The following is a 23,653-nucleotide window of genomic DNA, read 5'->3' as shown; positions in this document are numbered from 1 at the left end:
CTCTTCAAACCACGTCAGCTTCGCCTTGCCATAAGTATGGTTACTGACTTCGTCAGTTCTATCTGCAACCTCAAAACAGTGTTTTGAGCTGACTTCGTCAGTCTTATCTACAACCTCAAAACAGTGTTTTGAGCAGCCTGTGGCTAGTTTCCTAGTTTGCTCTTTGATTTTCATTGAGTATTACTCTCTCTTGTCACTTCTTTCTATTCTACCATAAAGTCCAGCCTTTGAAGAACTTTTACTAGAATACAAGGCTTCTGTCTCTCTTTGCCATATTGGGCATCAAAAAAGAGGGAAGCTCCCTCTTTTACGAATTCAATGCTGCTAGGGTATCCAAATACTGGTTGTTGATGACTGCCAAAATATAGGTATCTGCCTTCAAAAGGTCATCTGGTCCAAATTCAACATCCAATGGGGAATTTTCCTGCTCTCGGAAACCCAAAATATTCAGATTGTATTTGCCACGGAGGTCTAATTCACTCAAACTTTGACCTGCCCAAGACTGAGGAATCTTCATCTCCACAATAGAGACATTTTTATCCAACTGAAAGACATCAACACTATTATGGAAAAGAATGGTCTGTGCTAGGGACTGCCCCATTTCATACTCTGGCGAAATCACCGAGTCAGCTCCAATCTTTTCTAGCACTTTCTTAGCTGTATGACTTTTGACCTTGGCAATAACAGTCGGTACCCCCAAACTCTTACAGTGCATAACCGCAAGCACACTCGACTCCAGATTTTCACCTGTCGCGACTACAACGGTATCGCAGGTATCAATTCCTGCTGATCTCAATAATTCTTCGTCTGTGATGTCACCAATCACTCCACGCGCCAAAACTGGCTCAAACTGATTGATGCGCTCTGCGTGGTCATCAATAGCGATAATATTCATATCCTGCTTGGCTAGGGCAGCTAGTACACTGCTCCCAAAAATTCCCAAGCCTAAAATTCCAATCGTACGATCTGACATGCTCTTTCCTTTCTTAACCAATACTAATATCTGCTTTCATATAGTGAATCATATCTTTCTTTTCTGGATGGTAATCTGCTAGACTGACCAGCAGGGTCAAGGGACCAATTCGTCCGATAAACATGAGAACCATAATCACACTTAGAGCTAATTTCCCTAAATCTGGAGTTAAATTTGCCGTCACTCCGACTGTCCCAAGAGCAGAAATGGTTTCAAATATGAGGTGGATAAAAGGAGGATTTCCCTTGGCTGTCATCCCTAGTAAAATCAAGCCCAGCAAGAAGGTCATCAAAAAGATAATAAAGACACTAAAGGATTTTTGAACCGTTCGCGGCGCAATCGTCCGTCTCGCAACATTGGCATGAGGCAAGCCCAAAAGCTCACTTCGTGCAAAGACTAAGAGGACAAAAAATGTCGTGATTTTGAGTCCCCCAGCTGTTCCTCCTGGAGCCCCACCTAGAAACATCTGCAAGATATAAATCAATAAGGTAACAGGACGAGCCATGCTGTAATCAATTGTCCCAAAACCAGCCGTTCTCATGCTGACAGTTTGGAAAAAGCTGACCAAGACCTTATCTGCAACAGGGAGATTGCCAATCGTACCTGCATTGTTCCATTCAAGAACGAGACTGCTCACCGTCCCAAAAGCTAGGAGCCCCACCGTCAGTAATAAAACCAGTTTGGTGTGAAAATGCAGGCGCCCTTTTTTCTTTTTCCCTATATGCGTAGCAAGGTCAAACCAGACCATAAATCCAAGACCACCTGTGATAATCAAGCCTGCGATGACCAGATTGACCAAGGGATCAGTCTGAAAAGCAATCAAGCTCGTACTTCCAAAATTATCAAAACCTGCATTACAGAAGGCGGATATAGCTAGAAAAATAGCACTAAAGAGACCGCGTCCCCAGCCAAGTTGAGGAACAAAACGAAAACTGAGAAATAGAGCTCCCAAACCCTCAACCAAAAAAGTCGTGAGAAAAATAGAATAGACAAACTTTCTCAAAGATCGAGTCTCTCCATAACTAAAACTATCTTGAATAGTTGCACGGCTACGAAGACTAAGCTTTTGCTTACTCTGGATATAGAAAACCCCAATAAAGGTCATGAGCCCCAGACCACCAATCTGAATCAAGAACATACAAATGAGCTGACCCCAAATATTGTAGGTGGCAGCGACAGGCTGGGTAAAAAGACCTGTCACACAGACCATGGATACAGTTGTAAAGAGATGATCAAAATAAGTCGCTCGAGAGCTAGGCACTTGCACAAAAGGCAAGCTCAAAAGAAGAGAGCCTAGTAAAATGACCAAGGCGAAACTCAAAAAAATACGACGGGCAGGCGATAAACGAGATAAGCCTAGCTCTATTTTTTCCTTAGATAATTTAAATAACATACATCCATTGTACCATAAAAAGAAGGAGAGGGGTTAGATCTGAAAGGCTATTTCAAGGCAGAGTTCTAGCGCCTTATCAAAAGCTTCCGAGCCCCAGTCACGACTATCGTACTGGTCCAAGTCAGCTAGGGAATCTGCTGTGAACAACAATTCTCCCCAGAGAACCCCACGCAGTTGGGCTACTGCCGCAAGCGCAGCACACTCCATCTCTACAACAGCACAGCCTTTTTCCTTACGATAAGCCACCTTTTCAGCCGTTTCTCGGTAAAAACCGTCTGTCGTCCAGGTCATGACTTCTTCATAAGGAATCTCTCTGGCTTCCAAAACTTGCTCAATAGCAGCAATAGCCTCTGGCTGCATTTCCATATAACGAGAAGGTGCCACATAGTGGTAACTGGCTCCTTCATCTCGCAGAGCGCGAACAGGGACTAGAAAGGCATTTTCCTCTATATCGGCTAGCACACCACAGGTACCTGTGGAAATAATCTTCTCCACACCATATCCAATCAACCAATCCATAAACTGGGCTGCTGGAGCTGAACCAACAGGAGCCTGAGCCAGACAAATTTCCTCACCCTTGTAGTTGATGACATAGACTGGATAGGTTTTGGTAGCAGAAACGAATTCGCCGACACAATCCGCCCCTACTTCCCTCGCATAGCGGTCAATCTCCTCTTCTAAAAAAGCATAGACACACTTCTTGGGCAAGTGCAAGTCCAGCCCCTCGTGATTGGGCATGATAACCGCCTGAGGATTGTCATCAAACTCTAAAATGGGAATCGCATGCTTCTGAATCATAGTCTACCTCCTCTAATTTTGTACTATTGTATCAAAAGCTGACCGAATGTCAAGGAGGAGGCTGAGAATAAAAACAATACAATAACAATATTTTTGACAGAGACTCTTTTTAATGGTACAATGGACTTGCTTAAAAGTTCGATGAAATAAGCATATAAGAAAACACCACCGGTTGCCGCCAGTGGTGTTTTTTTGCGCTTGCTCAAGGCGCTCAGGCTATTTCTTTTTCTTGTCGCATTTGCTTGCTACAAATCGGATAAGCCACTCCGATAAGACATTCGCTAGTGTACCAGCAAGAATAGGTAGCAAGACAAGTTCGATGAAAACGCACATAAGATCACCTCCTGCCTGCGCAGTCTAGTGTTTGCGACCTTACTATTGTATCATCTTTGACTGAAAATAAATAGAAAAATCATTGATATCATCTAGTCATCCACAAAAACTCTCTCCTACACTAATACTTCTTGTATCAAAAAGCATCCCAATTACAAGATGCTTTGCAATTGCTTAATGAAGCAGACTTGCTAAGATATAGAGTAGGTGAATGTGAACCGGGTAAAAATGTAGAAGAAGTTTTTATCTCCACTCCGTTTTTCTCTCAAGGAAAAGAAAGAAATTAGCGGATTTCCCTACAATAAAATTCGTGTCACCATTGACCAAAATCTAACCTATCGTGATGAGAATGTCAGTTTATTTTCAGGAAAGGACGGTTTCCCTCTACTAAACGAGGACATTGTCATCATGGAAATTAAAGCACCTGGTAGAAAACCCCAATGGCTACAAGATATTCTCGACCAATATGGACTGGTAGAGCAGAAATTTTCAAAATACAGCTGCGCCTACCACAAGTCTCAGGGGCTGGACTATAGCCCACGACCAAGCACAGAAAGTGTAGGTACTACTTATGTCTAATCTTTTCAACTCCATTTTCAACGACACAACTGCTACTGCAGACCCTATCCAGCTCTTTCTAGCTCTCTTGGTCAGCCTGATTTTAGGTTTGGCGCTGACCTGGGCTTACAAACACCGTACCCTCTATACACGGGAATTTGCTGTTAGTTTGACCCTACTCCCCTGCTTGATGACCTTGGTCATCTTTCTGGTAAATGGCAACTTAGGAACCTCTATCGCTGTTGCAGGAACCTTTAGCCTCATTCGTTTCCGTTCAGCAACGAGTGGTTCACGGGAACTAATTGCTATCTTTCTTGCCATGATTATCGGGCTGGCAGCAGGGACAGGCTACCTAGCTCTAGCGATTCTCTTCACTGTCTTTATCTTAGCGGTATGGCTTCTTTTAGAAAAGCAACAAAGCAAGAGCAATCACCAACGCCGCAGGCTATTGACCATCACAATCGCCAACCAAGAAAATCAACTTCAAACTATCCAATCTGGGCTATCACAATTCTGTACTGAGTTAGACCTCATCTCGATTGATACTAGCAGTGATGGAGAACAAGTCACCACTGTCTATGAAGTGGATTTCAAGGCTCAAACTAACGATTTCCAAATCATCAATTACCTCACTAAAGAACAAGATACTTACCAGGTTTCCCTAACTAAGAATGCCAAGAAGAGAAAGAATTTGTAATTTTCAAATCAAATAGCAAACTAAGAATCTCTTGAGTACCACCATTCTTTACCAATCAAAAAAACTCCGTAGTCTCTAGCGCCATAAATCCGGCTAGAGATTACAGAGTTATTTTTTAATCTAAACTTCCTACAAGAGTATATTATCTACTGAAAGGATATGGTATTTGTAGGGAATACTTTAAAGAGTTCTTACAGGAAGTCAGTATTAACTAGTTATATTAGGCTTATACTCTTCGAAAATCTCTTCAAACCACGTCAGCTTCACCTTGCCGTATAGATGTGACTGACTTCGTCAGTNNAAACGGTGTTTTGAGCAGCCTGCGGCTGGCTTCCTAGTTTGCTCTTTGATTTTCATTGAATATTAGTTTACCCATTCACCATTAGCATTGACTCTATAGCCATCTACAGTTGTGTTGACTGCAAGGGCACCTGAGCCATTGACATAGTACCATTTGTCTGATACTTTGAACCATTGGCTTGCTTTCATAGCACCTGATGCTTCAAGATAGTACCAAGTACCTCCATCTTTAAGCCAACCTGTTGCCATTGAACCATTAGCGTTTAGGTAGTACCATGAGCCGTTGACTTTAGCCCAACCTGTTGCCATAGCGCCGTTAGCGTTTAGGTAGTACCATGAATCATTGTATTGGAGCCATCCTGTCGCCATAGCGCCATTGCTGTTGAGGTAGTACCATGAGCCATTGTTTTGTAGCCAACCTGTTACCATAGCACCATTAGCGTTTAGGTAGTACCATGAACCGTTGTCTTGTAGCCATCCTGTCGCCGTTGAACCATCAGTATTGTAGAAGTACCACATACCGTTTTCTTGTTTCCAACCTGTTTTTGGAGCGGCTGGTTTAGCTGGTTCTACTACAGAATATGAGCTGTATGATGGAACATATGAAGGGTATGAAGGGACATATGTCGGATTAGATGGTCTTGCAGGAACAGAAGGTTGTGCTGGAGTGTCTCCAGCTGGTTTTGGAGCTGGGGCTGGAGTTTCTGGAGCTGGTTGAGATGGCTCTTCAGCTGGTTTTTCTGCTGGTTTTTCCGCTGGTTTCTCTGCCGGTTTTTCTGCTGGTTTTTCTGCTGGTTTCTCTGCCGGTTTTTCCGCTGGTTTTTCTGCTGGTTTCTCTGCCGGTTTTTCCGCTGGTTTTTCCGCTGGTTTTTCTTTAGCTTTATCTTCTTCTGCAGCTTTCTTATTTAATTCATCGATAAATTTTTCAGCTTGTTTTGCAGTTAAGCCTTTTTTGAAGCCTTCTACAATTTGTTTTCTTGTTTCATCTGATGCTGCTTTTAATGCTGCAATTGTATCAGCTTTTGCTTTTGCTTCTTCTGGACTATTAGTTTCAGCTTTTTCTAATTCTGCGATTGCTGCTTTCAATGCTGCATCATAGTTTGCTAAAAATTCTTCCTGAGCTGCTTTCTCTTCTTCTGCTGACTTTTTATTTGCATCATCGATTGCTTTTTCAGCGTCTTCTGCAGTTAAGCCTTGTTTGAAACCTTCTACGATTTTAGCTTTTGTTTTATCTGCTTCTGCTTTTAATTTTGCAATCGTATCTTGAATTTGTTCTTCTATTTCAGGATTATTTTTTGCATCTTCTTCTAATTTTGCAACCGTATCCTTTAATGCCTTGTCAAAATTAGCTAAAAATTCTTGTTGAGCAGCTTCTTCTTCCTTAGCTTCTTGTTCCTCTGCTACTTCCTCTTCTTTAGCTTTTTCTTCTACTTCTTTTTCAGCGTCTTCTGCAGTTAGACCTTTTTTGAAGCGTTCTTCATAGTCAGCTTTCTGAGCTTTAGTTCGTTTTTCAAATTCATCAATAAACCCTTGAATTTGATTTTCTAATTCTGAATCTCCTTTTGCATTGTCTAAATATTCTTTTAATTCTTTAACTGTAGCTTCTGCAGCTTTATCAAAATTAGATAAGAATTCTTTTTGAGCAGCTGCTTCTTCCTTAGCTTCTTGTTCCTCTGCTACTTCCTCTTCTTTAGCTTTTTCTTCTACTTCTTTTTCAGCGTCTTCTGCAGTTAGACCTTTTTTGAAGCGTTCTTCATAGTCAGCTTTCTGAGCTTTAGTTCGTTTTTCAAATTCATCAATAAACCCTTGAATTTGATTTTGTAATTCTGAATCTCCTTTTGCATTGTCTAAATCTTCTTTTAATTCTTTAACTATAGCTTCTGCAGCTTTATCAAAATTAGATAAGAATTCTTTTTGAGCAGCTACTTCTTCCTTAGCTTCTTGTTCTTCTGCTACTTCCTCTTCTTTAGCTTTTTCTTCTACTTCTTTTTCAGCGTCTTCTGCAGTTAGACCTTTTTTGAAGCGTTCTTCATAGTCAGCTTTCTGAGCTTCAGTTCGTTTTTTAAATTCATCAATAAACCCTTGAATTTGGTTTTCTAATTCTGAATCTCCTTTTGCATTGTCTAAATATTCTTTTAATTCTTTAACTATAGCTTCTGCAGCTTTATTAAAATTAGATAAGAATTCTTGTTGCTTCTCTGATAAAGATTGTTCAACAGCTTGTGGAGCGTCTTCTGCTTTTACAACAGTAGGCTGAGACGCAACAAAACCAGCCCCTAAGATAGCGACGCTGGCTAAACTTGTTAAAATCATTTTTTTCTTATTCATCATTTACCTCTTTTCTGATAATCATTTTCAGACTATACTATATTAAGTATACCCCCCCCACAAATCTTTGTCAAGTGTTTTATATTAAATTTTTGTTACATTTTTGTTCGGAATTTTATTTGTTTTATCAAAGTTTTTGTGAAAATCGTTTTGAAAACTTTGATATTTCTTTACATTTTCTTTCCTAGAGTTTCTCTTTTATTCTGGTGTGTATTTGCTTCTCACACTGCTTTTCTATTGCAGATGAGACTCAATGAAAATCAAAAAGCAAACTAGGAAGCGAATCGTAGGTTGCTCAAAACACTGTTTTGAGGTTGCAGATAGAACTGGCAAAGTCAGTAACATATACCTACACCAAGGCGAAGCTGACGTGGTTTGAAGAGATTTTCGAAGAGTATAAAGCTCACATTCCAGAAATAAACAGATACCAAAAGCAAATGTTCAAACTTGATTTTTGAATTAGGAATACTCCAGCGATGACTCGTCCTTATTTTCAGTGAATAGCAACTGACTCTAAACACTCCAAAAAAAGAGGCCAATGTTCGCCATCAACCTCTTTCTTATCATTCATTCTTTTTGCTAAGTAAGATGAATACTTTACCTATGGCCTGACATTTTCAGCCTAGTTTACCCATTCACCATTACCATTTACACGGTAACCATCTGGTGTTGTTGTGCTCACAGCCAAAGCTCCAGAACCGTAGGCATAGTACCAGTGTGGTCCAACTTTAAACCAACCCGTCTTCATGATACCTGATTCATCAAGGTAATACCAGGTACCATTTTCCTTGTACCAGCCTGTTTTCATAGCTCCTGAGCCATCAAAGTAGAACCATCTGCTACCATCTGTTCCCCAGCCTGTAAACATAGCACCTGAATTGCTCAAATAATACCAGCTACCAGAAACTTTTACAAATCCAGTCTGCATAATACCTAAGTCATTCAAATAGTACCATTTACCATCTGTTTTCACCCAGCCTGTCTGCACATCACCAGACTCATAAAAATACCATTTGCCATTAGATTCCACCCAACCAGACTGATCAGACGTAGACGCTCTAAAATCTTTCAGTGGTTTTTCTACAACCGTAGCTTTAGTTTTAACTGTTGAAAGGTTTGAGGCAGTCACTTCTGTGTACTGAACAGCAGAACCATATCCACCAGCCAATTCCTCTGAAGAAGCATCATCACCTAGAGTTTGAGCAATTGTAATAGCTTTGTATTGATTGTTAGGATTTTTAAAAGCTGCCATTCCCATGTGTGTAAATTTAGGGTTAATTAGCGACTCATAGTGACCAGATTTCCCGTTGTCTGAACCACTATTTTTTTTCTTCACATAATCTGCTTTTTCAGAACGCCATTGTTCAATAGCTTTTAGAAAACCGTCATGATTCCATGCCAAATTTTCTCCCATCATGCTGTTACCAGTTGGAAAGGCGCTCCAGATTTCTTTATTAGAAAGACGCTCATGTTTCATAGTCACAGATGCTTCTGTAGCTCTAACAAAAGCTGCCTTTTCTAGGTCAGTTGACCATTTGACAGGAACATACTTATCTACCAAACCTTCATCCGCTGCTTCTTTACGAATTTTATTGATAGCATCTAAAATAGATTGTTGATGAGGAGGCAAAAATTCTCCTTTGATTCCAACCAAAACATTGCCACTAGAAGGTTTTAGCACCTCTGAGGTCAATACATTGCCATCAGCAGATTGTGTTGCAACCAGTCTGTCATTCGCAAAAACATCATTTGTCAAAACTGCTCCTGCCAAGGTCAAGGCCAAGGCGCTAGCAAATACAATTTTCTTCATTTCTTTCTTACTCCTTATTGTAGTTTGAATATTATCTTAACAGATACCTTTCAACGTTTAATTATATCATATTTTCCTACTATTTGTCTTTGCTTACCTATTCCTAAATCCCAAAAGTAGGCACAATGATTCTTTTATTTCACAACAAGTTCATAACGTGTCTTACTGGTGAAGGTTTGACCAGCTTTGAGAATGACTTGGTCTTTGAGGTTACTGTGAATGGCATCTGGTAAAGCCTGCGCTTCAAGGGCAATCCCATTGTGCTGTACCATTGGTTTGCCAGCCACAAGTACACTCTCATCCACAAAGTTTGCTGTGTAGACCACAAAGCAGGGAGCCTCTGTCTTGAAAAGCAGGAAGCGACCTGAATTTTGGTCATAAAGGAATCCAGCATTGTCATGACCTGCAGGAAGGGCAAATGGATGATCCAAACCAGATACCAGTTGGATTTGCTCATCTTCTTCTGCAAAGATGTCTTTCAACAAGGCACCATTGTAGATGTGCTTGACCACATCACGACTAGCATCTGGAGTTTTTGCAGGAACACCGTCAGGAGCGATTGGGTAAATGCCCTCTGTATTTAGTTGGAAGACATGGCGGTCAATCGTCTGCGTGAAATCACCAGACAAGTTGAAATAGCTGTGGTTGGTTGGATTGACCAGCGTATCTTGATCGGTCGTCACCTTGTAGCTGATTTCATAGGCACCAGTTTCTTCTAAGTGGTAACTGATCCAAATCTTGAGATTTCCAGGGAACCCTCCTGTCCCATCTGTACGCTCTGTGTAGAGAGTCAAGCCATGGTCGCTCACCTCGACCAATTCAAACAAGCTGGAATCCCAACCAGTTGAACCACTATGGTTACAGTTGCTAGCATTGTTGACTTCAAGGTCATAGGTCTTGCCATTAAGCTCAAAGGTCGCACCTGCAATACGGCCCGCCACAGGACCTACGCTAGCTCCATGCTTGGGACTATTGCCTACATAGCTATCAAAATCATCAAAACCCAAGATAACATTGGCAAAATTTCCAGCCTTGTCAGGTGTGACATAGCGCAAGATAGTCGCGCCATAAGTCATAACCTCAAGTTGGTAACTACCGTCCGTCTCAAATCGATAGGCCAAGACATCCTTGCCCTCAACATTTCCAAATACACGCTCTGTGTATGCTTTCATTCTCTTCTCCTTTTACTATTTCTCTCAAGCAAACAAACCATAGAAAGCCTACTGACAATCTATGGTTTATCTGATAATTACAAATCCTCTTGTCAAGAATTTATAAATACTGTCTTATACTCAATGAAAATCAAAGAGCAAACTAGGAAGCTAGCCACAGGCTGTACTTTAGTACGGCAAGGCGAAGCTGACGTGGTTTGAATTTGATTTTCGAAGAGTATTACTTTTGATATTCGTGGATGATCACACCTTGTACCACACGGTTTACGGTACCTGTAGGAGACGGTGTATCTGGTTTATTTTCTACCTTGAGTGAAGTCAATAGAGCAAAGAGTTGGGCATAAACGATGTAAGGGAAGACACGGTAAATATCATTCAAGACACCGCCACAACCAAGGGCCACTTCTTTGACATTTTCAAGTCCAAAGGCTTGATCACTCAAAAGCACAACACGGCGAGCAATCTGATCACCAGCAACTTCACGAACCAAATCCAAGTCGTACTTGCGAGTGTAGTCTGTTGTTGTACAAAAGACCAAAACAACTGTATCTTCGTTGATAAGAGATTTTGGACCATGACGGAAGCCAACTGGGCTTTCATACATAGTCGCAACTTGACCAGCAGTCAGTTCCAAAATCTTGAGCTGAGCTTCATGAGCAAGTCCAAAGAAAGGACCAGCGCCTAGATAGATGACACGGTTAAAGTCTAGGTCAACAAGTTCTTTGACATCTTCTGCATTGTCTAGAATTTTACGGGCAAGACTAGATACAACTTCAAAACGTTCAGACTTAACAGCAAATTCTGTAGGATCAAAGACCAAGAGAGCTGTCAACATCATAGACGTAAAGCTAGAGGTCATGGCAAAGCCAGCATCATTAGAAGCAGCTGGTTGCAAAAGCAAGAGATTGCGGTCATCTCCATGAGCTTGAAGAGCCAATTTACCATCTGCCGCACACGTAATAGTCACTTGATAAAGCTCATCCACCAAGGCTTTTGCCAAATCAACAGTCGCCACACTTTCAGGCGAGTTCCCACTACGAGCAAAAGATACAAGGACAGTCGCCACATCTTTTTTCAAATAAGTTTCTGGATTGGCAACGATATCTGTTGTCGCAATAGCATTGAAATTCCATTTGCGTTCGTCATAGACTTCCTTAAAGTAAGGTACCAAGGTATCTCCCACATAAGCAGAAGTCCCAGCACCTGTCAAGATTACCTTGATATAGTCATGTTTATCAGCAATCCCTTGCAGGAAGGCTGCAATTTCTTCACGTTTTGCTTGATAAGATTCAAAAGCTTCTCTCCATACATCTGGTTGTTGGTAGATTTCACGTGTAGTGATTTCTGCACCCAATTCGAGCAAATCTTCTTTTGTATAATGTAGCATTGAGTTCCTCTTTTTCTATTAAATATGGGAATGGGAGTAAGCCCCATTCCCATGTATATTCTATATAAAATGCTCTAACGATTTTCACGTTGTCACATCGTATACTCAATGAAAATCAAAGAGCAAACTAGGAAACTAGCCGCAGGNNACTGACGAAGTCAGTAACACATACCTACGGCAAGGCTATACTAGCCTGGTTTAAAGAGATTTTCGAAGAGTATTATTCATCTTCGTCATCATCGAAGCTCGCTAACAGGTCATTAACTTTCACAATGCTTTCTGCAGCACGGTTCTTATAGTCCGCATCTGCACCTGTAAGGCTCGCATTGATAAATTCAATCACCATTGGCAGATTCATCCCTGCGTAGAGTTCAATGTCGCGACCTTCCATAATCAAACGACTGACCACGTTACATGGTGTTCCACCGAGAAGATCCGCAAAGACTAGGAAATCATCCAATCCTTCAATAGCAGCTTCAAATTTTGCAGTAAATTCTTCTGGGCCATCTTCTGGAAGAAGAGCTACTGTATGAATGTTTTCTTGTGGACCCATGATCATTTCAGTGCTACCTTTAAGTTCTTCACAGAAGCGACCATGGCTGACCAAAATTAATGATTTTACCATAAAACTTATTTAGGTCCCATTCCAAATGCAAAGTGACCAAGGGCAGAAAGACCTACTGCAAGAACGATAATGATACCGATAGCTTTAGTAGAGGTCATACCTTTCTTACCAAGCAACCAGAAGATAAAGGCAGTAAAGATTGCTGGAAGCAAACGTGGGAAGATTTGGTTCAAGATGTCTTGGAAATCAATCATCTTTTCACCGATTGGCAATTTATAAGAAATTTCAAAGTTGATCATTGTGGCTACAAGAGCACCCATCATGAAGACACCAAGTACAGATGCAGCGTCAATCAAAGCTGTCAATGTACTTTGCATGTTGTTGATAAGGTTAACCCCTTCTTTGTAGGCAAATTCTAACTGTTTCCAACGGAAGATGTCATACACTACTGCAACTGCAATCCAAAGGAAGATACCCCAAGGTTGGCCAGCGATAGCCATAGTTGCTGCGATAGATCCCATGATAGCAGGTACAAGCGAACCAAAGATTGTATCTCCAAGAGGAGCAAATGGTCCCATCAAACCTGTCTTGATACCGTTAACGGCATCTTTTGAACCTACACCATCTTTTTCTTCCATGGCAAGGTCAAAACCAGCGATAATGGTATGGAAGAATGGTGAAGTATTGAAGAATTGAGTATGAACTTTCATCATTTCTTTCAATTCAGGAGTTCCATCCCCATACATTTTACGCAATTGAGGCAAGATCATGTACAGGTAACCAGAAGCTTGCATACGTTCGTAGTTCCAACCTAATTGGAAAGTAAACAAGCTACGTTTATTGATTTGATTAAAATCTTCTTTTGTAAGTTTGTAATTAGAATTCGTCATCTTCGATTTCCCCACTTTCTGATGGTGTAGAAGGTGCTGCTACAGCTACTTTTTGGCTATTTTTGAAGTGAAGCACTGCAAGGAAGATACCTACGATAGAAATACCAATCATAGACAATCCTTTGAAGTTGTTCACGAAACCAATTTTTTCAGCAACATCTTTCGGTAGAGTGCCTACGATACCAGCAACAGCGCCACCAAGACCTGTTACATATGAGTAAAGAACAGTCAACATAGCTGTCAAACCGAATCCCATAGCAAGGTAGTGAAGGTTACGTTTAACTGGAAGATAACGAAGCAAGATTGCAAATCCAAGACCTGGAAGCATACGTCCTGCGAGTGTCAAGCCATCTGCAACCCATTGGTATTTTGTAACGAAGTCTACTACGTGTTGTACAAATTCACCACCAAAAGCAAGGGCAAAGAAGACTGGAAGGGCACGAGATAAAGCCCAAGGAATCGCACCAAGTAGGTAGTTGCGTTCAATACCTTTATAGTCAAAGCGTTCGATTGCAGCATCCACACGGTGAGCGAAGAAAGTAGTTGTCATACGACCAAGAACGTCGAAGTATGTCAAGAGAGCTGCTACTGGCACAGCGATTGTTGTAATTGCAAGTGCTGTATCAATTCCTTGTGAAACAGAGAAGGCTGTCGCAAGAACCGCACCAGAAGTTGCGTCGATACGAGAAGCACCACCGAAGGTACCAACCCCAAGAACGAACAGTTGCAAGTTACCACCGATAAGCAGACCAGTAGTCACATCTCCCATGATTAAACCAGTAATGAAACCAGCAAATACAGGGGAACCTGCAGATGAAACGATCGTCAACTCATCACAGATTTGATAAGCTGAGTACAAAGTGAGAAGTAAAATTTGCCACCATTGTATCATAACAATGACCTCCTAAAAATTTTTTCCTATTTTAATAAGCTCAAAAAGTCTGAAACTGGATCATTTGGAACCATTTGAGCAGTAAGTTTAACACCTTTTTCTGCCAGTTTGTGGAAATCTTCCACATCCTTGTCCACTACGTTGATAGAACGTGTGATGGCGCGAGTTTCTGGTGTTTGAGACATATTCCCAACATTAAGGGTTTCAAGTGGTACACCTGCTTCTACCAAACCAAGGAAACGGTCTGGTTTACGAGCAACGATAAAGAGACGTTGGCTATCGTATTTACCAGCAAGAATATTGGCTGCCGCTTTTTCAATTGGCAAAATACTCAATTTCACACCTGGTGGTGTCGCTAGTTTCAAACCACTCTTTTCAACGTCGTTGTTGACAACTTCGTCGTCCACAACCATAATACGTGAAACATTTAGTTTTCCAGCCCATAGATTGGCTACTTGTCCGTGGATCAAACGTCCATCGATACGGCATCCTACAATTGTCATAAGTTTTCCCCCTTTATATGTTTTAGTGTAGGTTTACGAGTTAAATAAATTTCTTCTTTATATTCACCTTCTGTTTCAAAGATAATGATGCGGTTGGCACCTTCCTTGAGATAGCTATGCGGAATATAAAGCGAGAGTGTTGGGCCAACGTTCCAAAAACGTCCTAGATGCTGCCCATTGACAAAGGCAACCCCCTTACCAAACTCAGACAAGTCTAGGTAAGTATCTTTCGGCTCCTCGACTGTAAAGTCATAAGCGTAAAAGGCTGGTTGTCCTTCTGTCCATCCTTTTGAAAAATCAATTTTCTCAGGATTATCCAGTGGTAGTGGATAGTGTTTCCAGTTTAGTAAGAAGTGTAAATCCTTGCAGACACCTGTTCGGATTCCTTTACGCTGCGTATCAGCTAAGAACTTGTGACCATAGTTGACACGCCCCATATTTTCTATCAAGATATCCAATCTAGACAGCGCTTTCTTTTTACCTTGATAAAAAATATCTTCCCCAATCTCTGTCTGATATTGGGTTTCAATCCACTGACCATCGACATAAAGCTGGGCCCTATCTCGACCATCAATGATACGAAGTCTTTCTTCTTCTGCATCCCAACTTGCCTCAGTGCGATAGAGAAGATAGCCATAACTTTGTCCTAGCTCCTCCATCTTTTGAGGATAGAGACTTTCTACTGGACTAGACAAGCTATCTAAGATTTCAAACAAGGAAACTTTTTCAGCAAGTGGAATAGCGTCCACTTTCATGCTTTCCTTATAGAGTGGTTCCAACTGCGGATACTCTGGGAAATGTGTCGCCATCATCTTCTTGACTGCCAGATATTTAGCAGTTGGATTTCCTTCTTCATCCAGAAGGGCATCGTAATCATAAGATGTAACTTGTGGCAGATCCAAAGTTCCTCGAGCCGAGCAACCATTCATGAAGCCAAAGTTTGTACCACCGTGGAACATGTAAAGATTGATGGAGCCTTGTTCCAAAACCTCTCGAACTGCATCTGCCAATTCCTTAGGATCCCGTGTGATAATCGGTTCTTTCCAACGATTGAACCAGCCATCCCAGAACTCCATACACATGAGCGGCCATTTCTTGCCATGTTCATCAAAGAATTCCTGCATCTGTGAAAAGTTGTACGGAGCTTTAGAACCAAAGTTGCCTGTTACAAAGAGGTCATCTTCGATTAAGGTTCCAGCTTTCAGAGTAGCTCTCCATGGACCATCTGATGTAAAGAGAGGACAGGTTACGCCACGCTCTTCCATCAACTGTCGAATTGCTCTCAGATAAGCCTTATCTTCTCCATAAGAACCATACTCATTTTCAACCTGCATCATGAGGATATTGCCACCATTGTCCAACAAATGTGGAACCAATCGTGACAAGAGCTGGTCATAGTAGCGACCGACAGCTTCAATATAGGCTGAGTCTGAGGAACGAAGCCTCATATCTTTGGTTAAAAGCCAAGCTGGTAAGCCACCGAATTCCCACTCCGCACAGATGAAGGGAGAGGGACGAACGATAGCGTAAAGACCCAAATCTTGTGCCGTTTGGAGAAATCGCTCCAAATCCAGAGCTCCTTCAAAGTGAAACTCACCCTCACGAGACTCGTGTAAATTCCAAGCCACATAAGTCTCTACTGTATTAAAACCAAGAGCCTTCAAGTTATAGAGCGAATGATACCAATCTTCTGGAGGAACCCTAAAATAATGAATGGCGCCAGATAAAATCTTAAATGATTTTCCATCGAGATAAAAATCATCTCGTATCTCAAATCGTGTCATAAAACTACCTTCTGACCGTGAAAGTTTGCGCTTTCATTTGTTGTTATAGTAATTATAAACCAATCTGTTTGAATTGTCAATAGAAATTGTCGGAATATTTACTGCGATTTTACTATTATACACACGTTCAATTAGTTTCAAACATTTTTAGACCCATTTCAAACGCTCTTTCAATTCGGAATAGAGAACCTAAAATAATTTTGCATAAAATACATTTATAAAATATGAGCAATGCTTATGTAGCTTAATTTTTCAAACTATTATTCTAATTTTTTATTCAAAAGACTACTATTTTTTTCGCTTTTATGGTAAAATTTTCTATGGAGAAGGAAAATAGAGGTAAAAATATGGCAATTCCCAAATATCAATACATAAAAGACGAATTAAAAAATAAAATCATCTCTGGGCAATTTAGCAGCGGAGATAAATTTTACACTGAAGCAGAGCTCATTTCAATGTACGATGTCAGTTCTATCACAGTTGTCCGCGCCTTAAACGACCTTGCTAAAGATGGCTATATTGTCCGCCAACAAGGAAAGGGGACATTCGTTTCACGCGCACGCAAACACAAGCTTGTAGAGTTTTCAGATATTGAACTCTTTAATGCTAAAGATGATAAGGTAACTGTTCTTTCAATTGAACGCGGAAACAAACTCGCTTACTTGGAAAAATTGGGTCTACGCGGCGATCAATTCTACTACAAGATTGAACGTGTCCGCGAATCAAACGGTGTCGTTTATATCTACCATACATCCTACATCCCAGAACAATATATCAACGCAAATTATCCAAACCTTGAATACTATAGTTCTATCTATAACCGTTTCAAGTTAGACTACCACATTCACATGAATGATGAACACTTTGAAGAAATCAACGAAATAGTCTTTCCAACTCCAGAACATGCGGCTTCAGTCCTCGGAGTCGATGAACAATTCCCTACTGTCCTACAAACTAAAATCACCAAACTCGAATCAACTGGTCAAGTTTTAGGATACAGTGAAACTTACAAACGATCTGATTATTACAAGATTAAATTCATCTCATGTGACCGTGATCACTAAGAAGAAAGCCTGAGCCTAATCGCTTGGGCTTTTTCTATGCTTATTATATCCCATTAAAACGCTATTTTATATATGTAAATCAAATTTGTTTAAATTTTACTAAAATATTAGGGATCTTTTTATCAAAAAACACTTTAAGACAAAATAAAAATCGAAGTTCTGCTACTCCTATAAATGGAGTAATAGAAATTCGATTTTTATTCTAATTATCCTAATCCAAGACGTTCAAAAATATCATCCACCCGTTTGGTATAGTAAAGAGGGTTAAAAATCTCATCGATTTCCTCTTGTGTGAGGCGTGATGTCACCTCTGGATCTGCTTCTAGCAATGGTTTGAAGTCTACTTGATTGTCCCAAGAATAGGCTGTTTTTGGTTGTACCAAGTCATAGGCTTGCTCACGGGTCATGCCTTTTTCAATCAAAGTCAACATAGCCCGTTGGCTAAAGATAAGACCAAAAGTCGAGTTCATGTTGCGAATCATATTTTCTGGAAAGACCGTCAAGTTCTTGACAATATTTCCAAAACGGTTAAGCATGTAATCAATCAAAATGGTCGTATCTGGTGTGATGATACGCTCAGCTGATGAGTGAGAGATGTCACGTTCGTGCCAGAGAGCCACGTTTTCATAAGCTGTAATCATATGACCACGGATAACACGCGCAAGCCCAGTCATATTTTCAGAACCGATTGGGTTGCGTTTGTGAGGCATGGCTGAAGACCCTTTTTGACCTTTAGCAAAGAACTCTTCTACTTCACGTTGTTCAGATTTTTGCAAGCCACGAATCTCAGTCGCCATACGTTCGATAGAAGTCGCGATGCTGGCAAGAACTGCAAAGTACTCAGCGTGAAGGTCACGAGGAAGGACTTGTGTAGAAATTTCTTGGGCACGGATACCCAATTTGTCGCAGACGTATTGCTCAACGAATGGTGGGATGTTGGCGAAGTTTCCAACCGCACCAGAAATCTTACCAGCTTCCACACCAGCAGCCGCATGCTCAAAACGCTCGATATTGCGCTTCATTTCACTATACCAAGTCGCCAATTTAAGACCAAAGGTTGTCGGCTCAGCGTGCACACCGTGGGTACGACCCATCATGATGGTAAACTTGTGCTCCTTAGCCTTATCAGCGATGATGTTGGTGAAATTTTCAAGGTCACGACGGATGATGTCGTTGGCCTGCTTGTAAAGGTAACCGTAGGCCGTGTCCACCACGTCAGTAGAAGTCAAGCCATAGTGGACCCACTTGCGCTCTTCACCAAGAGTCTCAGAAACCGCACGCGTGAAAGCCACCACGTCATGACGAGTCTCCTGCTCAATTTCCAAAATACGGTCGATGTCAAAGTCCGCTTTCTCGCGGATCAAAGCCACATCTTCCTTAGGGATTTCCCCCAACTCAGCCCATGCCTCGTCAGCCAAGATTTCCACCTCAAGCCAAGCACGGTATTTATTTTCTTCACTCCAAATGTTCGCCATCTCAGGGCGAGAGTAACGGTTGATCATGTTGTTTCTCCTTTTTATCATCTATTTTCTTCTTTTATCGAAATCGCAACTTCAAATAAAAAATTATTGGCCAAAGTAATCAAAGATCTCACCAACTATTAAAAAGGTATTCTAATATGTAAGGCTACTCTCCTTGCTTAGACATATTTTCATAGGATAAACCTTTTACAATAAAATTCTTTTGGTCAAGCATTTCTTCAATTATACACTCATACGCTTCCTTATCTACGGTATGTTGTTCAAAATATCGATTTAGTGCTTCCTTAGCAGAGTTCTTATCAAAAAGCACAGGTTCCCCATCTTTGGTAAACGCCACTTTAATAGTATCACTATATTTTGTATCAAAGAAATCTTTATAGTGTACGACCAATTTTATTTTTTTAATTTCATCTTTAGATATATTTTTTATTTCCACATAAAAGACACTATCATCATCTTTTTTTATAATTTTCATTCTCTTCGATTTACTAGGTCCCTTTTCATCGATTCTTATATCTTCAATAAAAGCATGCCCCAATCCTATATTTTCTACATATAAGGGAAAAATAAGAGATTTATCTGGATTTTGCGAAAATTCTATTTTATAGTCTAAAATATCTGTTCTTTTAGATTGATCAATCTTTCTATACGGATAAATTCCAATTGAAATAAAATATCTTAAATAGGGCTTATGACTATTTATTAAATCCGCTTTATGTTTTTTATTTTCTACGCTGATAGTCCAATAAATACCGTATATAGTTACAATAGCCCCAATTATAGCACTAATCAAACTTGACCAAAATTCATTATTTAATCTATAGGTTTTCAAAATACAATCTTTGGTATCAATATGGAATAAACCTAATAACACCAATATTAGGATTAAGATTATAATCCAAAAAATTTTTTTACTCATTTTCACCCATAATCTCATCAATCAACCTTCTTCGTTCTTCCTGAAATATATACTTTTGATATAAACTACTTTCTTTCAGTTTTCGATAGAAAGCTATTTGATTAATCTCTACACCACTTTTTTTTAATGTCTTTATTAAGTCATCAAAAGAATCTGCCTTATCTATCATTTTCAATAAATTAGGATTTACAATAAATACTTCTTTGCCAGAACGACTTTTTTCTATCAATCCTAAAATATTATGCGGAAAAATACAATCTAAAAATATTACCTCATTATACTTATCTTTAAAGCCTTTCATTCCAATTTCATTACAAAATTGTTTAATCTTTTTTGTTTCAAGATACATACATTCTGGTGAGTTATTCGTAAAAGCAACTATTGTATATGAAACATCATCTTTTTCAGAAAATATTTTCTGTGCAATATCTTTATTTCTAGATGTTGATACACAAGGAATTTTCGATTGAAAAGGAGCTTTATCTTGTACAATATGTAAAATACTTAGTACTTTTAAATACATATCATAATAAGAATAATTGTATGTATCTTTATAATTTTTTATCTTCTCAATTATAGCATTAATATCACCAGATATACCATAAGTTGCAAAATTTTCAAAATTTTCTTTTAAATGTTTTAATACCAGCTTAAAATTCTCGTATTCCTTTTCATTCCACTCTTCCAGAGTATTATAACCCAAATCATTTTCTAAATCCTTAAATAAATTAAATCTTGCTTTTTCACCACCAATAAAAATAAAGTCCTTAAAGTTCTTATATATTTTTTTATCTATCCCTCGAAATACCAACCTTTTCCTTAATGAATAATAGATCGCTTCAACCAGCTTCTTTTTATTTCCAGTAATTTTTCTTTTTTTATTGTTATAACTTCCATCACTAGATAATTTGTATGTTACATACTTCATTTAACTATTAACACCCTTTCAAAAGTAATAGGTTTCCTAACAAAGATAAAACAGCAAATCTTATAATTTATGTCCTATTTTACTACTCAAATTCTTCTTTCCCAATCCAAACAGATGGGTAGTGATCGAGTGTATTCAAATCCGTATCCAACGGGATATCATAGATAGCTAGATAGTTTTCAGGATATTGGGCAACTAGCTCTTCATACTTAGCTTTCACCTTTTCGTGATTGCTACTAGCATACAAGACTTCGATGACTGCTCCAGTCTTATCTTTTTCAACAAAAGCATTGACAATGAGTTGAATCATAGTCATACTCCCTTTCTATATAATATAATTGTGTCTACTGATACAATTATATTTGTTGATAAAAGTATATTATTTTTTTATTTTTTTAATAGTGTAAACAATAAATCCAGCAAATGTAGCCGATCCAGTCGCAATCAAGCTCCAATTTCGTCTCAACATTTCTTTTCGTGCTTGTCTTTTAGCTTCTTTAGCAAGTCTTTTATGTTCATTCTCTTTTTCTATTGCTTCGTTTTTCAGATTTAAATCTTCCGATTTGGCAGCGGAAACTATACTATCAATTTCTGAAATTTGTTCAAAATTAACTAATTCGTCAATTCGCTCCAAATAGATATTTTTATCTATATAACATAACCTAGAAATTTTATTTTTAGCACACTGCTTAGCCTGATTGAATTCTCGCTCCTGTTTTTCTCTTGCAAGACGTATTTCTCTTTCTCTAAAATATTCTTTTTCATAATATCCATCAATATCACGATTAAAATAAATTAAATCTTCTGCTACATCATCAAGATATTTAATTGTAATTTCCTTAACATCTAAGTATTCGTTACTTAAACTATCTTTCCAGGACCATAAAATAACTATCCAGTTCTTCTCCAAAGCTTCTTCAATAAGAGGAAACATGTCAAAATCTCCGCTTAAAAGGTTCAATGTTGCAGGATGGTCTTGTTGAACAATAAACGATACACCTTTAGCAATTATTTTTGAATCAACTGTTTTTTCTCCTTTTTGTTTACGCTCATAAGTATATACATCAAAACCTTTACTCTTCATAGTCGACCAAAACCCATCACTTTTCGGAGGAGTAGATCCTACTAATATCTTTTTCTGATTTTTAAATTTTGTATAATTTTTTACAAATTTATCATAATCAAATCTTCCATCTTGACCTACAAGATTTTTTACTTCAATAAAAATATTCGAATTATCAATCAATAATAAATCCATAAACTTCCCCATTGTTCATTATTTTAACAACCTAAAAACCTATCCCTTCCCCAAACTCAACCACATTGTCTGGTTCATCACTAAATAAAGTCACATGTCCCATCTTGCGGTTGTGCTTCGCTTCTATTTTACCATACAGGTGGAGGTGGGCGCTTGGATTTTCTGTGACATATTTTTCAGCAGCCTCGACATGCTGGCCGAGGACATTAAGCATAACAGCAGGCTCATGTAGTTTGATGGCTGGCAATGGTGCTCCCAGAACACCCAATATATGGGTATCAAACTGCGAGAAATCACAGGCTTCAATAGAATAGTGCCCAGAGTTATGTGGACGTGGGGCAATTTCATTGACAATGATGTCATCAGCTGTCGCAAACATTTCCACGCAAAGGGTTCCAGACAAGTTGAGTTGCTCAGCGATTCTCACTGCCATAGCTTTGGCTTTCTCAGCTAAACTTTCAGAAATGCGAGCAGGCACAATAGTTTTTGAAAGGATGTTGTTGCGGTGGATATTTTCCTGAACTGGGAAAACTGTCACATCCTTGCCATTTCCTGATACAATGACAGAAATTTCAAGGTCAAAATTGACAAATTCTTCCAAAACACAGTCTGCTGAATCGGCTAGTGCATTGGCTTCTTCCAAGTCTTCTGCCGAGCGAATGACCTTTTGTCCATGGCCATCGTATCCACCAGTAGCAGTCTTGAGGACATAGTTTTTGGCCAGGTCAATCTCCGCCAAGTCTTGGCTAGAAGTCACAACCTTATAAGGCGCCACAGTGACTTGTGCCTTATTTGAGAGAAAATCCTTTTCAAAGATGCGATTTTGTGAAATGCGGAGCAGGTCTGTCCCTTGAGGGAGTTGTCCATCCTTGATGACAGCATCCAAACCGTCAGCAGCGACATTTTCAAACTCATAGGTGAGGACATCGCAACGCTCAGCCAACTGACGGAGGGCGTCTACATCGTTATAAGGAGCCACGATGATTTCCGCCACGCGAGAGGCCGGGCAATCAGTCACAGGATCCAACGCGATAACCTTGTAGCCCATGTAGATAGCAGAAATAGCCATCATTTGACCCAGCTGGCCGCCACCGATAATTCCGATTGTTTTAGATGAGCTCATTCGTCGACTCCTCTGCAATTTTTCCTTGTTCTTCTGCAAAATCTGCCAAAGCCGTCGCGATAGCTTGATCCTCTACTGACAGGAGACGGAGGGCGAAGAGGGCCGCATTTGTCGCACCGGCTTCACCGATAGCCATTGTCGCAACAGGCACACCGCCCGGCATTTGTACGATAGAATAGAGCGAGTCCACGCCACTAAGAGCACGTGATTTGACTGGTACACCAATGACTGGAAGGGTTGTTTTAGCCGCTACCATACCTGGCAAATGGGCTGCGCCTCCAGCACCTGCGATGATAACCTTGATGCCACGGCTACGTGCTTCTTCTGCATGCTTGAACATAATGTCTGGCGTACGGTGGGCAGAAACAACTTTCTTTTCGTAGGCTACACCGAAGCGGTCTAGGACTTCTGCTGTTTTTTGCATGGTTGCCCAGTCTGATTTTGAGCCCATGATGATGGAAATTACGGGTTTCATTTCTTCTCCTTTTTACTGTTTT

Annotated in this window: 21 protein-coding genes and 1 pseudogene; 3 read left to right on the top strand and 19 right to left on the bottom strand. The window is 39.8% G+C overall.

Going from position 1 to position 23,653, the window contains the following annotated elements; translation table 11 throughout:
- Window positions 1-307 precede the first annotated feature (307 nt).
- The 3 genes from HT722_RS02330 to HT722_RS02320 are packed head-to-tail and all read right to left on the bottom strand — an operon-like array spanning window position 308 to window position 3,164.
- Complete coding sequence (locus HT722_RS02330; protein WP_050226157.1) at window positions 308-973, bottom strand: TrkA family potassium uptake protein; 666 nt, start codon at window positions 971-973, stop codon at window positions 308-310.
- Between the two features lie 13 nt (window positions 974-986).
- On the bottom strand, window positions 987-2,366 hold the full coding sequence (locus HT722_RS02325; RefSeq protein WP_057488076.1) for a potassium transporter TrkG: 1,380 nt from the start codon (window positions 2,364-2,366) through the stop codon (window positions 987-989).
- Between the two features lie 33 nt (window positions 2,367-2,399).
- Window positions 2,400-3,164: a nucleoside phosphorylase gene (locus tag HT722_RS02320; protein ID WP_173277340.1), complete on the bottom strand. Its 765-nt coding sequence runs from the start codon at window positions 3,162-3,164 to the stop codon at window positions 2,400-2,402.
- Window positions 3,165-3,752: 588 nt separating this feature from the next.
- On the opposite strand from HT722_RS02320, the pseudogene HT722_RS02315 reads away from it, so the two are divergent.
- Window positions 3,753-4,076, top strand: a pseudogene (locus HT722_RS02315) (VTC domain-containing protein); the annotation flags it as partial.
- Window positions 4,069-4,752, top strand: coding sequence for a DUF4956 domain-containing protein (locus HT722_RS02310; protein WP_173277338.1), 684 nt, complete (start codon window positions 4,069-4,071; stop codon window positions 4,750-4,752). The pseudogene HT722_RS02315 and the gene HT722_RS02310, both read left to right, overlap by 8 nt.
- Window positions 4,753-5,115: 363 nt before the next feature.
- On the opposite strand, the gene HT722_RS02305 is transcribed toward HT722_RS02310, so the two are convergent.
- The 9 genes from HT722_RS02305 to HT722_RS02265 form a co-directional block, all read right to left on the bottom strand.
- The gene (locus HT722_RS02305; protein ID WP_173277336.1) at window positions 5,116-7,380 is read right to left on the bottom strand and encodes a cell surface protein; all 2,265 of its coding nucleotides are present in this window, start codon (window positions 7,378-7,380) and stop codon (window positions 5,116-5,118) included.
- Window positions 7,381-8,002: 622 nt separating this feature from the next.
- A complete protein-coding gene (locus HT722_RS02300; RefSeq protein ID WP_173277334.1) occupies window positions 8,003-9,190 on the bottom strand; it encodes a CAP domain-containing protein in 1,188 nt (395 codons plus the stop codon).
- A gap of 134 nt (window positions 9,191-9,324) precedes the next feature.
- On the bottom strand, window positions 9,325-10,362 hold the full coding sequence (locus tag HT722_RS02295; RefSeq protein WP_173277332.1) for an aldose epimerase family protein: 1,038 nt from the start codon (window positions 10,360-10,362) through the stop codon (window positions 9,325-9,327).
- Between the two features lie 220 nt (window positions 10,363-10,582).
- Window positions 10,583-11,749, bottom strand: coding sequence for an SIS domain-containing protein (locus HT722_RS02290; protein ID WP_173277330.1), 1,167 nt, complete (start codon window positions 11,747-11,749; stop codon window positions 10,583-10,585).
- Window positions 11,750-11,969: 220 nt separating this feature from the next.
- A complete protein-coding gene (locus HT722_RS02285; protein ID WP_173277328.1) occupies window positions 11,970-12,374 on the bottom strand; it encodes a PTS sugar transporter subunit IIA in 405 nt (134 codons plus the stop codon).
- Window positions 12,375-12,379: 5 nt separating this feature from the next.
- A complete protein-coding gene (locus HT722_RS02280; protein WP_033687920.1) occupies window positions 12,380-13,204 on the bottom strand; it encodes a PTS system mannose/fructose/sorbose family transporter subunit IID in 825 nt (274 codons plus the stop codon).
- Window positions 13,191-14,096, bottom strand: coding sequence for a PTS mannose/fructose/sorbose/N-acetylgalactosamine transporter subunit IIC (locus HT722_RS02275; RefSeq protein ID WP_000617016.1), 906 nt, complete (start codon window positions 14,094-14,096; stop codon window positions 13,191-13,193). Before HT722_RS02275 ends, HT722_RS02280 begins: the two co-directional genes overlap by 14 nt.
- A gap of 26 nt (window positions 14,097-14,122) precedes the next feature.
- The gene (locus HT722_RS02270) at window positions 14,123-14,599 is read right to left on the bottom strand and encodes a PTS system mannose/fructose/N-acetylgalactosamine-transporter subunit IIB (RefSeq protein WP_000156971.1); all 477 of its coding nucleotides are present in this window, start codon (window positions 14,597-14,599) and stop codon (window positions 14,123-14,125) included.
- Complete coding sequence (locus HT722_RS02265) at window positions 14,596-16,383, bottom strand: beta-galactosidase family protein (RefSeq protein ID WP_173277326.1); 1,788 nt, start codon at window positions 16,381-16,383, stop codon at window positions 14,596-14,598. Before HT722_RS02265 ends, HT722_RS02270 begins: the two co-directional genes overlap by 4 nt.
- A gap of 347 nt (window positions 16,384-16,730) precedes the next feature.
- Between HT722_RS02265 and HT722_RS02260 the strand changes: the two genes are divergently transcribed.
- Entirely contained in the window at window positions 16,731-17,447 is a 717-nt protein-coding gene (locus tag HT722_RS02260; RefSeq protein ID WP_173277324.1) for a GntR family transcriptional regulator, read from the top strand.
- Between the two features lie 206 nt (window positions 17,448-17,653).
- Here HT722_RS02260 and purB read toward each other — a convergent pair whose 3' ends face one another.
- The 7 genes from purB to purE all read right to left on the bottom strand — a co-directional run bounded on the left by purB (window position 17,654) and on the right by purE (window position 23,631).
- Complete coding sequence (gene purB / locus HT722_RS02255; RefSeq protein WP_012972422.1) at window positions 17,654-18,949, bottom strand: adenylosuccinate lyase; 1,296 nt, start codon at window positions 18,947-18,949, stop codon at window positions 17,654-17,656.
- 124 nt (window positions 18,950-19,073) lie between these two features.
- A complete protein-coding gene (locus HT722_RS02250; protein WP_173277322.1) occupies window positions 19,074-19,865 on the bottom strand; it encodes a hypothetical protein in 792 nt (263 codons plus the stop codon).
- A complete protein-coding gene (locus tag HT722_RS02245) occupies window positions 19,840-20,775 on the bottom strand; it encodes a hypothetical protein (protein WP_112444905.1) in 936 nt (311 codons plus the stop codon). Before HT722_RS02245 ends, HT722_RS02250 begins: the two co-directional genes overlap by 26 nt.
- Before the next feature lie 82 nt (window positions 20,776-20,857).
- Window positions 20,858-21,085, bottom strand: a complete 228-nt coding sequence (locus tag HT722_RS02240) for a phosphoribosylaminoimidazole carboxylase (RefSeq protein WP_112444983.1) — start codon at window positions 21,083-21,085, stop codon at window positions 20,858-20,860.
- Between the two features lie 69 nt (window positions 21,086-21,154).
- Complete coding sequence (locus tag HT722_RS02235) at window positions 21,155-22,033, bottom strand: NYN domain-containing protein (protein ID WP_173277320.1); 879 nt, start codon at window positions 22,031-22,033, stop codon at window positions 21,155-21,157.
- Between the two features lie 31 nt (window positions 22,034-22,064).
- Window positions 22,065-23,156, bottom strand: coding sequence for a 5-(carboxyamino)imidazole ribonucleotide synthase (gene purK, locus HT722_RS02230; RefSeq protein ID WP_240146914.1), 1,092 nt, complete (start codon window positions 23,154-23,156; stop codon window positions 22,065-22,067).
- Window positions 23,143-23,631 carry a 5-(carboxyamino)imidazole ribonucleotide mutase gene (purE, locus tag HT722_RS02225; RefSeq protein WP_112444911.1) on the bottom strand — a complete coding sequence of 163 codons (489 nt, stop codon included), beginning with the start codon at window positions 23,629-23,631 and terminating at the stop codon, window positions 23,143-23,145. The genes purK and purE overlap by 14 nt, the downstream gene beginning before the upstream one ends.
- Between the last annotated feature and the right edge of the window lie 22 nt (window positions 23,632-23,653).

Source organism: Streptococcus sp. 53, from assembly GCF_013276565.1.
In the GTDB taxonomy this organism is placed as follows: Bacteria; Bacillota; Bacilli; order Lactobacillales; family Streptococcaceae; genus Streptococcus.
This window is presented reverse-complemented; position numbering and strand designations above follow the sequence as displayed.